At 26.0% G+C, this 14,316-nt stretch carries 15 protein-coding genes; all 15 read right to left on the bottom strand.

Going from position 1 to position 14,316, the window contains the following annotated elements:
* Positions 1-1,242 carry a serine/threonine protein kinase gene (locus Q7K47_05770; GenBank protein MDP0506728.1) on the bottom strand — a complete coding sequence of 414 codons (1,242 nt, stop codon included), beginning with the start codon at positions 1,240-1,242 and terminating at the stop codon, positions 1-3.
* Between the two features lie 72 nt (positions 1,243-1,314).
* Positions 1,315-2,526 (bottom strand): threonine ammonia-lyase, encoded by a 1,212-nt coding sequence (ilvA, locus tag Q7K47_05765; GenBank protein ID MDP0506727.1) that lies wholly within the window; start codon positions 2,524-2,526, stop codon positions 1,315-1,317.
* A gap of 116 nt (positions 2,527-2,642) precedes the next feature.
* Positions 2,643-4,121, bottom strand: coding sequence for a uroporphyrinogen-III C-methyltransferase (gene cobA / locus Q7K47_05760; protein MDP0506726.1), 1,479 nt, complete (start codon positions 4,119-4,121; stop codon positions 2,643-2,645).
* Positions 4,111-5,013 (bottom strand): hydroxymethylbilane synthase, encoded by a 903-nt coding sequence (gene hemC / locus Q7K47_05755; protein ID MDP0506725.1) that lies wholly within the window; start codon positions 5,011-5,013, stop codon positions 4,111-4,113. Before hemC ends, cobA begins: the two co-directional genes overlap by 11 nt.
* Positions 4,997-5,767, bottom strand: coding sequence for a precorrin-6A reductase (gene cobK, locus Q7K47_05750; GenBank protein MDP0506724.1), 771 nt, complete (start codon positions 5,765-5,767; stop codon positions 4,997-4,999). The genes hemC and cobK overlap by 17 nt, the downstream gene beginning before the upstream one ends.
* Positions 5,768-6,496 carry a precorrin-3B C(17)-methyltransferase gene (gene cobJ, locus Q7K47_05745; GenBank protein ID MDP0506723.1) on the bottom strand — a complete coding sequence of 243 codons (729 nt, stop codon included), beginning with the start codon at positions 6,494-6,496 and terminating at the stop codon, positions 5,768-5,770.
* Positions 6,489-7,469, bottom strand: a complete 981-nt coding sequence (gene cbiG, locus Q7K47_05740) for a cobalt-precorrin 5A hydrolase (protein ID MDP0506722.1) — start codon at positions 7,467-7,469, stop codon at positions 6,489-6,491. The genes cobJ and cbiG overlap by 8 nt, the downstream gene beginning before the upstream one ends.
* The gene (gene cobM, locus Q7K47_05735) at positions 7,466-8,236 is read right to left on the bottom strand and encodes a precorrin-4 C(11)-methyltransferase (protein MDP0506721.1); all 771 of its coding nucleotides are present in this window, start codon (positions 8,234-8,236) and stop codon (positions 7,466-7,468) included. Before cobM ends, cbiG begins: the two co-directional genes overlap by 4 nt.
* A complete protein-coding gene (cobI, locus tag Q7K47_05730) occupies positions 8,215-8,934 on the bottom strand; it encodes a precorrin-2 C(20)-methyltransferase (GenBank protein ID MDP0506720.1) in 720 nt (239 codons plus the stop codon). The genes cobM and cobI overlap by 22 nt, the downstream gene beginning before the upstream one ends.
* 17 nt (positions 8,935-8,951) lie before the next feature.
* Entirely contained in the window at positions 8,952-9,521 is a 570-nt protein-coding gene (gene cbiT, locus Q7K47_05725; protein ID MDP0506719.1) for a precorrin-6Y C5,15-methyltransferase (decarboxylating) subunit CbiT, read from the bottom strand.
* 1 nt (position 9,522) lies between these two features.
* Positions 9,523-10,146: a precorrin-6y C5,15-methyltransferase (decarboxylating) subunit CbiE gene (gene cbiE / locus Q7K47_05720; GenBank protein MDP0506718.1), complete on the bottom strand. Its 624-nt coding sequence runs from the start codon at positions 10,144-10,146 to the stop codon at positions 9,523-9,525.
* On the bottom strand, positions 10,143-11,267 hold the full coding sequence (cbiD, locus tag Q7K47_05715; GenBank protein MDP0506717.1) for a cobalt-precorrin-5B (C(1))-methyltransferase CbiD: 1,125 nt from the start codon (positions 11,265-11,267) through the stop codon (positions 10,143-10,145). Before cbiD ends, cbiE begins: the two co-directional genes overlap by 4 nt.
* On the bottom strand, positions 11,267-11,914 hold the full coding sequence (locus Q7K47_05710; GenBank protein ID MDP0506716.1) for a precorrin-8X methylmutase: 648 nt from the start codon (positions 11,912-11,914) through the stop codon (positions 11,267-11,269). The genes cbiD and Q7K47_05710 overlap by 1 nt, the downstream gene beginning before the upstream one ends.
* Positions 11,911-13,254 (bottom strand): cobyrinate a,c-diamide synthase, encoded by a 1,344-nt coding sequence (locus Q7K47_05705; protein ID MDP0506715.1) that lies wholly within the window; start codon positions 13,252-13,254, stop codon positions 11,911-11,913. The genes Q7K47_05710 and Q7K47_05705 overlap by 4 nt, the downstream gene beginning before the upstream one ends.
* Complete coding sequence (locus Q7K47_05700; GenBank protein ID MDP0506714.1) at positions 13,251-14,309, bottom strand: histidinol-phosphate transaminase; 1,059 nt, start codon at positions 14,307-14,309, stop codon at positions 13,251-13,253. The genes Q7K47_05705 and Q7K47_05700 overlap by 4 nt, the downstream gene beginning before the upstream one ends.
* Positions 14,310-14,316: the final 7 nt, after the last annotated feature.

Genomic DNA, 14,316 nt, shown 5'->3' with positions numbered 1-14,316 from the left:
TTATTTCTCCTTCATTATTTTTAACATATAATCCACATTTTCTTGATAGAACATATTCCCACAATGTCCTCCCCATGGATAAACCTTTAGTCTATTTTTAAATGTTCTTTTTAAATATTTTAAATTTTTATTTGTTAATATTAACTCATCTTTATTTGTAACAACATAAATATTTTTAGCATTCTTTAAATAGTTGTCTATACTTTTTAAATCTGACATTTCTTTAACTTTTTTTAATGTAAATTTTTCTCCATATAATCCTTTATAATAAGGATACGCTATATTTTGTGCATAATCTTCAAAATTAGCAAAATTAATTTTTTTAAAATACTTTGTCATATCCTCATATTTAGATACTTCCCCATTACTATAAATTTTCCTCTTATTTAACAAATCTGATAAAAAATTAATATCTACAGAAGTTAATCTAAAAATAAATCCTATACCTAATTTCAAATCATCCCTATGAATATTAAGATGAGTAAAGGCTCTCTCTGGATTTTTTATATCTAACCTTTCTTTATTTTTCGATAATTCATCTACCAATTCATCCACTCTTCTTAGTAAAACTTCTATATTTCCATTAGTTAATTTGTCAAACATAACATCTAGTAATTCTGCAGAATCATATAAATTTACTGAAGGATTAACAACAAATATTTTCTTAAAATCAAAATAATTCTCTTTATTATCTATAAAACCTAATACCGCTGAATGTGTTCCTCCTAAACTATAACCCATAAGACTATAACTTTCAACTTTAGTACGTGTCTCGATATAACTGCTTATATTTTTTATAGCTCTATATAAATCAAACCCGTCCGCCAATAAATTTCCTGGCATTTTATTATACGACAAAGAAACCACGGAATTAGAATTCATAATTGATGAAATTCCAACTACGTGGTACCCTGCTGTATAAAATATTCTTTCAAAATATCTTGTTTTTATTGAAGTAGCAGAAGAACCTGTTCCTGATAAAATAAATATCACAGGAGCTTTTTTCTTTTGCAGTGCCAAAGAAAATTTGTATTCTTCTTGATATTTTAAACTTTCTGGAATATCTCTAGTTTTTATCATTTTCATTCGATGAACCTCTAGTGGAATTTTTTCTTTTATTCCATTAGTCATCATTTTAGAAGTCCCTACAACTGTTGCTACATAAGGATCTTTTAATGGAAATTTGTATCCAAAAACTAAACTCTGTAAAACAACATAAAATATCAATATAATCTTCTTCATAAAAATCCATCCTTTTTTAGTTTTATAATTATATAATACTAAAATTCGAATGAAAAAACAAATTTTTTAAATCTATTTCATTAAATGATAACCAGCTTCTTCTATATTATTTATTATTTTGTCTCTATGAGTCGCATCTTTACACTCTATTGCTATTGTTGCTACTTGAGAATTCATTTTTGCATCTGCTCTATACATAGACTGGTTTATTCTTAAAATGTTTGCTTTATTTTCTGCTAATATTTTAAGTAATTTTTCTAATTCTCCTGATTTATCTTGTAACTCTACATTTATTTCAGCTTTTCTTCCCTCTAATATAAGTGCCTTATTTATTATTCTTTCAACTGCATTAATATCTGCATTCCCTCCAGATATTACGCAACAAACTTTTTTATTTTGATCTTTTATTTTACCTGATAAAACTGCCGCTACTGTAGAAGCTCCTGCTCCTTCTGCTAATATTTTAGATTTTTCAAGCAAAAATAATATTCCTTTTGCTATCTCATCTTCTGTTACTGTAACTATTTCATCTACATATTCTGATATCATCTTACAAGTTAATTCCCCTGCTCTTGCAACTGCTATTCCATCTGCTATTGTAGGGGTTGTTTTTATTGTACATGGATGTCCTTCTCTTACTGCTTCCATCATTGAAGCTGCATTAGCTGGTTCTACACCAATTAATTTTGTTGAAGGTTTTAAGCTTTTTATAGCTTTTGCTATCCCAGAACAAATCCCTCCTCCACCAATTGGAACTAAAACTATATCTACATCTTTTATATCTTCTAATATTTCAAGACCTATTGTTCCTTGACCTGCTATCACATAAGGATCATCAAATGGATGTAAAAAAGTAGCCCCTGTTTCTTTTTGTAATTCACATGCTTTTTTATATGCATCATCATAAACTGTACCCACTTGAACAACTTCTGCTCCATACCCTTTTGTTGCAATAACTTTTGATAATGGGGCTGTTCCTGGCATAACTATTGTTGATTTTATTCCTAAAGCTGTTGCTCCTAAAGCTACACCTTGAGCATGGTTTCCAGCTGAAGAAGCAATTACTCCATGAGATTTCTCTTCATCTGTAAGATTCATTATTTTATTCATAGCTCCTCTAACTTTAAAAGAACCTGTTTTTTGCAAATTTTCTAACTTAAAAAAAACTCTATTTCCTGTTTCTTCAAATAAAGTAGGGCATTCAATTACTTGAGTTCTTTTTATTGAACTTTTTATTGTTTCTGCCGCCTCTTTAATCATTTCAATTGTAACTGCTTTTTCCATTTTTTATCCTCCCTAATTTAACTTGCTTTTAAAAGATAAGAGTATTTCATACCAAAATATCAATTACTTTCCAGTAAAAGTATAGTTTTTTTGGTAACTTTTTTCAAGCTTTTTTTTTATTTTTCTGTATCACAAATGGTCTTTATCATTTCATCTCCTTGGTATATAAGAGGTTGTAAGACTTCTTTATCTAAATATTTTTTTATTTTTTTCGTTGTAGAAGGACCTATTGAAACTATTTTTGTATTTTTTAAAGAAAATACGTCATTTTTCAAACAATTAATTGTATTTTCCACCGCTGAGCCACTAAAAAACGTTATGTAATCAGCCTCAGATATTTTTTCCAATAATTTGTTTTTTTCTACTTTTAAAGGACTATTTTTATAGGCATGCAAAATTTTAAAATTTCTTTTAAATCTACTTTTTAATTCTTCCTCTTTTAAAGGAGAAATGTCTGAAGTTATTACTAAAATCTTTTCTCCTTTTTTAGTAATTTTTGTCATTTCTTCAGCTAATTCCATTCCTAAATAATTTTTAGGCATAATATCTGCTTTTATTTTATATTTTTCTAGTTCTTCTCTTGTTTTATCTCCCACTACTCCTATTTTAATATTTCCAAGTATTCTTATATCATCTAAACTATCAAAAAAAAATTTCACTCCATTTGGAGAATTAAACATTAAAGCTTTATAATTCTTTAAGTTTCCATAACAAAACTTATGCATATTATTTTTTAAACTTATCATAGGAAATAATATTGACTTTCCACCTTTTTTTTCTATTTTTCTACAAAATTCTTTCCCTAACCTTTCCTCTCTTGTAACTAAAATAGTTTTACCATACAACGGTTTATCCTCAAACCATTTATATTTTTCTCTTTTATTTACAACTTCTCCAACCACTATAACTGCTGGTGGTTTAATATTTTGTTCGTTAGCTAAAAACTCTATATCTCCTAAAACACCTTGTACAACCCTTTGATCTCCAGTTGTTCCTTTTTCTATAATTGCAACTGGAGTCATTGAAGATTTTCCATTTTTCATCAGTTCTTTTGAAATTAAATTTAAATTCTTAACTCCCATTAAAAAGACCAATGTTCCTTCTAATTTAGATATATTTTCAAAATTATGATATGAATTATTTTTAGCCGTCATTCCTGTAAAAACATGAAATGATTTAGCTATTCCTCTATGCGTTACTGGTATTCCTGCATATTCTGGAACTGATATTGCAGAAGTTATTCCAGGAATTATTTCAAATTTTATATTATTTTTTATTAATTCCTCTATTTCTTCTCCCCCTCTTCCAAAAACAAAGGGATCTCCTCCTTTTAAACGAACAACTTTTTTACCCTGTAAAGCTTTTTCTACTAGCATTTTATTTATCTCTTCTTGTATTAATCCACCTTCAGTATTTCTTTTCCCAAAATATATTTTTTCAGCTTTAGAATTAGCAAATCTAAGTATAATATCATTCACTAATCTATCATAAATAATACAATCAGCTTCCTCTAAGGATCTTTTTCCTTTTAAAGTTAATAACTCAAAATCTCCAGAACCTCCCCCTAGAATATAGACTTTTCCTTTATTTTCCATTGATTTCCTCCTGTATTTTTTCAGCTAAAATACGAGCTATCCTTTCTTTTTCTTCTTTTTTACCTCTGTAAGTTTTTTTAGACATAATTCCATTAGAATAATACATGCCTTGAAGTTCAATTTCATCTCCTATAAAATAGCCTGCACATCCCATTGGTGTATGACAGCCCCCATCAAAAATTTTAGAGAACTCTCTTTCTATTTTTATAATTTCTAAAGTCTTTTCATCTGTTATTTTTTTAAGTATATTTAAAAGATCAGTGTCATCTTCTCTACATTGAATATATATGGCTCCTTGAGCTGGTGCTGGTACTATTTCATCTATATTAAAATACTCTGTTATTTTCTCTTCTAAACCTGTTCTAATTAATCCTGCTCCAGCTAAAATAATCCCATCATAATCTTCTTCTTTTAATTTTCTTAATCTAGTATGAATATTCCCTCTAATTGGTTTTATAACTGCATCTTCTCTTAATTCTTTAACACATGTTGCTCTTCTTATAGAACTAGTTCCTATTATTGGATTTTCTGGTAATTCTTTTAAAGTTTTACCTGTTTTTGATATAAAAACATCTCTATTATCAGCTCTTTTAGGTACTCCTCCTAAAATTAAGCCCTTAGGATTTATAATTGGCATATCTTTCATAGAATGAACTGCAAAATCTATCTCCCCTTCTAATAATTCCTTTTCTATTTCCTTTGTAAAAAAATTTTTCAAAGAAATATTTTTATCTCCCCAATTTGTTCTTAAATCTTTATCTCCTGTTGTTATGATTTCTTTTATTTCAAGCTCTAATTCTGGAAACTTTTCTTTAATTAATTCTTTAACTATTTTTGTTTGAGCTAAAGCTAAAATGCTTCCTCTCGTTCCTATCTTAAAAAGTTTTTTCATTTTCATCTCCTATATTTTCTTTAAATTTTTCTAAAATAATTTCCATATCATCAGTTCCCCAAGGATAATTTATAATAGGCTTTGTTAAGACAAGAACTTTAATTTTATTTTCTAAAGCCGTTTCTATCTTTTCTTTTTCTCCTCCGATATCGCCACTTTCTTTTGTAATTAAATATTTAATACTATAATTTTTATAAATAAAAGAATTAAATTCTTTTGTAAATGGTCCTTGAATTCCTATTATTTTTTTAGGTAAAACTCCTATATTTTCAACTTTCTCAATGGAAAGTTTAGTAGGTAAAATTCTAAAATAAATATTTTCTAAGTTTTTTAAATTTTCAAATTTCTCAACACTATTGCTCCCTAAAGTATTTAAAATATTCCCCTCTAATGTAGAAGTAAATCTTACCAATTTTTCAATTTCATTAAATTCTATACATTCTTTATAGTTATAAGTTTTTCTATTAAATCTAAAATATTCAATATAATTTATTTTTGCAATTTCAATTGCATTTTTAGAAACATTTACTGCATAGGGATGACTAAAATCAAATATTCTCTTTATCTTATTTTTCTCTATAAACTCTTGCATTTCTTCTTTTTTCATGGACTTAACAATTACATTTATTTCATATTTTTCTAATAATTTTTTTCCATACTCGCTAATTGTTGTTACTATTATATTTTTTTTTAATTTTAATATATTTTCTATAAAATCTCTTGAATCTTTAGTTCCACCAATTATCCAATCCATTTATTTCACCTTATATCCCCTTGGAGTTATTATTTTCCCATTTTTTACAAATGTTTTTGAATTTCCTATGATAACAGTTGAAAACATATCTATCTCACAACTTAGCATATTTTCTAAATTAGTTATTTCATAATTTTCTCCTAATCTTCCTACTTTTCTAGCAATTAAAACAGGAATTTTAGGATTTTTATAATTAAGCATAATCTCTCTTGCCTCTTTTATTTGTGTTATTCTTGTTTTACTTTTAGGATTATAAAGAGATATTACAAAATCTCCTATGGAAGCTAACTTTATTCTCTTTTTTATTAACTCCCAATCAGTTAATAAATCACTTAAAGAAATTGTTACACTGTCATGCATAATCGGAGCTCCACCTAAAGAAGCACTAGCATTAGATGCTGTTACACCAGGTATTATTTCAACCTCTATCCCAGAATCACTAGCTATTTCCAACATAATCCCCGCCATACCATAAACTCCTGCATCTCCTGAGCTTATTAAAGAAACTATATTCCCTTCCTTTGCTAAGTTTAATGTCTCCTCACATCTTTCTATTTCTTTTTTCATAAAAGACTTTATAAAAATTTTATTTTTAAACATATTTTCAACTAAAGAAATATAAGTTTTATGACCTACTATAATATCCGATTTTTTCATTGCTTCATATGCTCTAAATGTCATATTTTCTTTATTGCCAGGTCCTATCCCAACAACATAAATTTTACCCATCTCTTGTTTCCTCCTCAAAGATTGAAATTGTAATTCCATCATATTTTAATTTTTCTACCAATAATTTTCCTTTTCTACTGGAAGCTAGATAGGCTACTGGTGCAGAAACACTATAAACTCCAATTGTTTTATATACAAAATCAGAACCCTTAAATTTATCATGCACTTTTTTCACATCTTCTCTATTTATTATTTTTAAATTTCTTTTAAATTTTTCAGCTGTTTCTAATATTCCTTTTTCATTTTTTTTTATATCTATCGTAGCAAAACATTTAATAGCCTCTAAAGATAAATTATTTTTAAAAAATATATCATTTATTGCTTCTATAATTTTAATTTTTTCAATATTTTTTTTACAGCCAATTCCAACTATTAAATTTTGAGGAATTATTTTAGAAATTTCTATATTTTCTCTATTAGTAATAACAATAATCCCGCTAGGATTATTGTTAGATATATTTTCTGGAATCCTTAGTTGAACTCTTTCTCCAGCTACTATTAAACTAGTCACTTTTTTTGCTGCTTCCAAATCTTCTATTTTAGAATTAATATTCATCGCAATCGTATCCACTGCTATTTTTCCTGAAATATCAGATGCTGTTGTTATTACAGGAATAGAATTTAAAATTTTAGAAATCCTGTTTGTTAAATTATTTGCTCCTCCTAAATGTCCTGATAAAAGAGATATTACAAAATTTCCTTCTTGATCAACAACCAATACTGCTGGATCTTTTTCTTTACTCTCTATATATGGACTTATTATTCTAACTGCAATTCCTGTAGAAGTTACAAAAATAAAAGCATCATATTTCCTATAAATTTCCATATAAGTTTTTGATAAAGAAATTTTTATTAATTTATCTCCTTCTTTTTTTAATTTTTCAAGAGTATAAATATCACATTCTATTTTACTTTTTATTTCATGACTTTTTTCTAGTCCTTTTTTTGTAACTGCTATTATTGCTATTTTCATAATTCTTCCTCTTTTATTCCTTCTCTAAATTCATGAGTAAAATATTTATCATATAACTTAGATTTAGAATATTTATTTCCCAAAAAATTACCTACTAAAATTTGAGCAGTTTTAGTTATATTTGACTCTTTTACCAATTCAACGATATTATTCAATTTTCCTTGTACAATTTTTTGATCTTTCCATGTAGCTCTCTGTACAATGGCAATAGGAGTATCTTCATCATAATATTTCAATAATTTTTCAACTACATCATCTATCATATGAACTGATAAAAATATAGCCATCGAACATTTATGAGAAGCTAATTTATCTAATGATTCTTCTTCTGGAACTGGAGTCCTTCCTTCTAATCTTGTACAAATAACTGTTTGACTAACATTTGGTAAAGTAAATTCTTTTTTTAATACTGCTGCTGAAGCTAAAAATGAACTTACTCCTGGAACTACTTCATAATCTATATTATTTTCTTCTAATATATCCATTTGTTCCCTATGAGCCCCAAAAATAGAAGGATCTCCAGTATGTACTCTTGCTACTTTTTTCCCTTCCTTGGCATTTTTTATCATTATATCCACAACTTCTTCCAATGTCATTTTAGCACTATTATAAATTTCTGCCCCTTCCTTATGAACTTCCAAAACCTCTTTGGGAACTAATGAACCTGCATAAATTATTATATCAGCTAATTTAATAATATTTTGCCCTTTTACAGTTATTAACTCAGGATCTCCTGGTCCTGCTCCTATGAAATAAACTTTTTCCATTTATTTATTCCTCCTTTTTTTAATAAAAGAGTAGAAAAATAAGGTACATTATCTTCATCTATTTCATTTAAATCAAAATATACCCTTTCCTTTTCCTTTCCTGATTCGCAAACTAAAATAATATTATTTTCATTATTTGTTTCTTTTAAAACTTTCTTTAATTCTTTAAATTTTAAAGCAACTTTCATTATAACCACATTATCTGCAGTCTCTATTTCTTTTCCTATATCACAATTTTTATGTAAAGGTAAAATTTTCAAAGTTTCATTCCCTATGACAAGTGGTATATTAAATCTTGAACTAATATCTGCAAAAGATGATATTCCTGAAATTGTTTGAACTTGATATTCAGAAGATATATTTTCTAATAAATATATATATGTGCTATAAACCATTGGATCTCCTATAGTTAAAAAAGCTACATTTTTATTTTCTTTTAAATATTTTTCTACTATACCAGCATTTTTCTTTCTTTCTTTTTTTCTTTCTTCTAATTTTGGATTCATTGAAAATTCTATATTTATTAATTTAACATCTTTTTTCAAATACTCTTTTGCTATATTATAAGCTGTACTTGTATAATCTCTCCCTGCATTAGGTATTAAAACTATATCTATCTTTTTTAAGATATTTACAGCTTTCACTGTTATCATTTCTGGATCTCCAACTCCAACCCCTATACCATAAAACTTGTTCATTCTTTACCTCTTTCTTTTTATTTTTTTTTAGCACTAATTATATATATTGGATTTTCACCTATCATCATAGTATAATCCCCTATGTTTTTATTTTTAGAAATACTTATATTTACCACTTCAATATCTTCTAATCTATCTTTATTATTTTTTAAAATCTCTAAAACTTCACTTAAAGTTTCAAGAGCAATAACATTTATAACTAAAACCCCTAAAGAATCACAATATTCTAAAAAATAATCTACTATTCCACTCATATTATTAGAAGAACCGCCTATAAACATTCTATTAAATTTTTTTATATTTAAATCTATTGGAGCATTCCCATAAATAACTTCTAAATTATTAACTTTAAACTTCTTTAAATTTTTATTAATTAAATCTACTCTACTATCCTTTTTCTCAATAGCATAAACTTTTCCTTTTTTTAAATAAGTTGATGCTTCTATCCCAATACTTCCTGTTCCTGCGCCTACATCTATTAAAATAGAATCTTCTTTTAAATCCAATTTACCTATAGAAATCATTCTTACTTCTGCTTTTGTCATAGGAACTTTATCTCTTATAAATTCTTCATCTCTAATATGCATATTACTCCTTTTTTAAAATCAAAACATTAATTTCATAATCTCGTATATTTTCTTTTAAATCTGCAATTTTAAATCTTTCTATTTTTTCATTTTCGTAAGATAAATTTTCTCCTATAATCATTTCAACGTCATAATACTTTTCTTTATATAATTGTTCTCCAACATATCTAGGAGAATTTTTTTTATCAGTTAATAATATTATTCCTTTTTTACTTTTTTCTAATTCTTTAATAAAATCTAAGTTTCTTCCATGAATACTATATAAATTATAATATTCCCAAGTTTCTCCTATTCTAGAAAATAAATATTGAAAAGAAGATATTCCAGGTACTATACTATCTATTTCTTCTTTATAAAATTTTTTTAAATATGAAACTAAACTATAAAAGCCTGTATCTCCAGAAACTATAAAACATATTTTCTTATTTATATTATTATCCACATATATTTTCATATCATCTAATTTTTTTAATCTATATAGCTTTTGAGAAGTTACTATAGAAGAAATATCTTTTAACTGTCTTTCTCCTCCTATAATTATATTCGAATCAATTAATTTTTTTTTAGCTATTTCAGTTATATAATCTAAGTTTCCTACTCCTAAACCAACAATATTTATACTCATTCTTTTACCTCTTCAATTAATTTATAAAACTTATCACTATACCCTAATATTTTTTCTTTAAAAGAAAATAATAAAACCTCACATTGAACTTCTTCTGTCTTTAAGTAATTTTTTATCTTTTCAGAAACTTTATTTGCTATTTTGAAAAAAAATTCATCATTTTCTATATAATCACAAGCTTCTTCAACTGTATTAGAACTTAAAACTCTTTTAACATTTTCATTTGATTCTCCATTTAAAAAAGCATTGGCTCCCATAATCTCCATTCTAGCGTCTGCTACCTTACTATGAGTATTAAAAATACCTCCTGCTATCTTAATTGCTTTACCAATATGCCCTATAAGAATTATCTTATTATATTTCAATTCTTTAGCTACTTCCAACATATACCCCACATAATTACTAATAACCATTAAATTAGAAGAATCTAATCCTATATTTTCACAATATTTTTTACCATAATTTCCAAAAACAAAAACTATATAATCTTTATCACTATTTTCTTTTAAAACCTTCATCTCAACATATAAAGAATCTTTTAAAGCTTCTTCACTCATAGGATTTAAAATTCCTGTTGAACCTAATATAGAAATTCCACCTATTATGCCTAACTTAGGATTAAATGTTTTTTTACTTATTTCTCTTCCTTTAGGTATATATAATGTTATTTCTAAAAAAATATTTTCCAATTCATCTACAAAATCATTTAAAACTAATTCCATCATTTTTAAAGGTCCTGGATTAATTGCATATTTCCCAACCTCACATCTAAGTCCTTTTTTAGTAACTTTGCCTATTCCTCTTCCACCTATAATTAAGTTATTACCTAGAATATAACCTGCACTATCTTTTTTTAACTTTTTAACTATTTTTATTTTTGCATAAATTTCAATTCCATTAGTTACATCAGGATCATCCCCAGAATATTTTTTAACTCCTACGGTTACAAAATTATTTTTTTTTCTTAATTTTAAAATTGGTATTTTTATTTTTTTACTATTTAAAGTTTCTAATTGAATATTTTTTAATTTTCTATTATATATCAAAAAATTTAATCCTGCTGCTATAGCAGCTGCGCAACAACTCCCTGTGGTGTAACCAGATTTTAATTTTTTTCCCATTAGAATCCCTCTCTTTTATAAAGTTGATATAAAATTCCATGAAGAATGGAAACTGTTACAGTACTACCTCCTTTTCTTCCATCAATAGTTATATAAGGAACTCCTGTATCCTTAAAATATTCCTTTGATTCTGCAGCTCCTACAAAACCTACAGGAACTCCTACTACTAATAATGGCTTTTCTATTTCACCTTCAATAATCATTTCTTTTAATTTATATAAAGCTGTTGGAGCATTTCCTATTAAAAATATTTTTGTATCATTTGATTTTGCAGCTTTTTCAATTCCTACTATAGAACGAGTTATTCCTCTTTCCTTTGCTTCTTTAACAACTTCTTCATCCCTTACTAAACAATAAGCTTCACAATTAAAATTTTTTAAAATCTTACTGTTTAAACCATTTACAATCATATTAGTATCACAATATATTTTACATCCCAATTTCAAAGCTTCTTTTCCTTTAGTTATCGGATCATTTATAAACTTTATTAAATTTGCATACTCAAAATCTGCTGTTGTATGTATTACTCTTTTAACAATCTTAAGTTCCTCTTGAGAAAATTCTTTTTCCTTACTTCCTAATTCTTCAGCAATAATTTCAAAACTTTTTTTCTCTATATTTTCAGGAACTTTTATATATTTTTTCATTTTAACTCCTTTGCTTTATCTAATAAATCAAAAATTATATCTTGACTTTTAAAAAAATGAATATGAGGATAACCACATAAAAGATTTTTCACATGATATCCACATGTCCAATTTCTACCATCTGTTTTTTTTACTTTAAATTCTTTTTTTATATTTTCATTTGAAGATATAATTTCTGAATAATGAAATTCATGTCCTTTACCTTGAAGTTTATCTTTATATTCTATATCAACATATCCAAACCTCTTTATATTTAGTCGATTTTTCATTTTTATACTATTTCCTGATATCCCTACAAAATTATATTTTTCCCCATCCAAAGTTTCTAAAGTATCTGATAAATAAATAAACCCACCACACTCTCCATATATAACTCCATTTTTATTAAAAAAATTTCTTATAGAACTAATCATATTTTTATTTTCAGATAATTCCTTTGTATAATTTTCAGGATAACCTCCCCCAAAATATAGCATATCTAAATCTTTTGGAATTTCATCATCATGAATAGGTGAAAAATAAATAACTTCAATGCCTATTTCATTTAAAAATTCTATATTATCATTATAATAAAAAGAAAAGGCCTCATCTTTAGCTATTCCTATTTTTATACCTCTATATTTTTTCTTATTATCAGATATTAATTTTTTAAGAAAATTTCCCTCTTCTATTTCTTTTAATTTGGAAATTTTATATATATAATCTAAATCAATAGTTTTTCTCATTTCACAACTTATTTTTTCTACTTTTACATCTAAATCTTTTATTTCTTCTGCTTGCATTAATCCTAAATGTCTTTCTTCTATTCCTATATTCTTTATATCTTTCATATACCCTATACATTTAATACCGCAATATTTCTCTATTGAATCTTTTAGAATTTTATAAGTTTTTTCACTTGAAACCTTATTAACAATAATCCCTGCAATATTAACTCTTCTATCTAAATTTTTATAGCCCAAAACTTCAGCTGCTATACTAGTGCTTATTTTTCTTCCATCAACAACTAATATAACTGGTAAATCTAAAATCCTTCCTATGTGGGCTGAACTTCCATTATTTAATTCTATTCCTCTCCCATCATAAAGCCCCATAACTCCTTCAACAATAGAAATTTTCTTAGAATTTTTTATAAATGTTTTTTTTATTCCCTCTTCTCCCATAAGTATATAGTCTAAATTATAACTCTTATTTAAAGTAACATATTCATGAAATTTACCATCAATATAATCTGGTCCTACTTTAAAAGGAGAAACATCTTCAAAACATTTCATCAACCCCATAGCTATGGTTGTTTTCCCTACCCCACTTCTAGCTCCTGCTATTAAAAATCCTCTCATTTTAATACCTCTTTTATTATTTTTAAAACTTTTTCATTTTTCTCCCTATCTTTTATCGCTAATCTTACATATTTATTATCTAAAAATCTAAAGTTTGAAGCGTTTCTCACTAATACAGCTTTCTTTTCCATTAACTTACAAAAATTTTCTGAACTCATTGTTTTTAATTTTACTAATATAAAATTTGAATGAGTCTTATAAACTTTTAATTTTTCTATTTTTCCCAATTCTTTATAAAACCAAATTTTTTCTTCTAATATCCATTTTTTAGTTGCTGATATATATTTTTCATCCTTTAATATTACTTTCCCCGCTAAATCAGCAAAAGCATTAACGCTCCAGGGTTCTCTAATCTCTTCTATTTTTTTTATTATATGAGAATCATAAGTTAATCCATAGCCTAATCTTATCCCAGGAAGTGCAAAAAATTTTGTTAATGCTCTAAGAATAAATATATTTTCACTTTTTAAATCTATTAATGTATTATCTTCCCAGTCTTTTACAAATTCTATAAAGCATTCATCTATAAATAGATTTGTATTAAATTTTTTTAAATAATTATTTAAATATAATAATTTGTTTTTTTCTATAAAAGTTCCTGTTGGATTATTAGGATTACATAAAACTACTAAATCATAATCTTTACCTTTATTTTTTAATTTTTCAATATCCAGTATAAAATTTTCTTCTTCCTTAAGGGGAAAAAAATCAATCTCTATATCAAAAGTTTTTAAAGATCTTTCATATTCTGCAAAAGTAGGAGAAACTATTATTACTTTTTTAGGTTTTAAAGCTTTCATATATAAAAATAAAATTTCTGTAGCTCCATTTCCTACTAAAATATTCTCCTTTGAAATTTTATTATATTTCCCTATGCTTTCCCTTAACTCTATATAATTTATATCTGGATATTTTTCTAAGATTTCAAAATTTTCAATAATACTTTTTTTTAAACTCTCTGGAACTCCTAGAGGATTTATATTAGAACTATAATCTAAAATATTTTTTTCTCCTCTTCTTAATAATTTATAAATATTTCCTCCGTGTAAATCCAATTTTTCC

The sequence above is a fragment of the Fusobacterium sp. JB019 genome (assembly GCA_030673965.1).
In the GTDB taxonomy this organism is placed as follows: Bacteria; Fusobacteriota; Fusobacteriia; order Fusobacteriales; family Fusobacteriaceae; genus Fusobacterium_B.
Note: the sequence above shows the minus strand (reverse complement) of the source record. Positions and strands in the feature narration are given on the sequence as shown.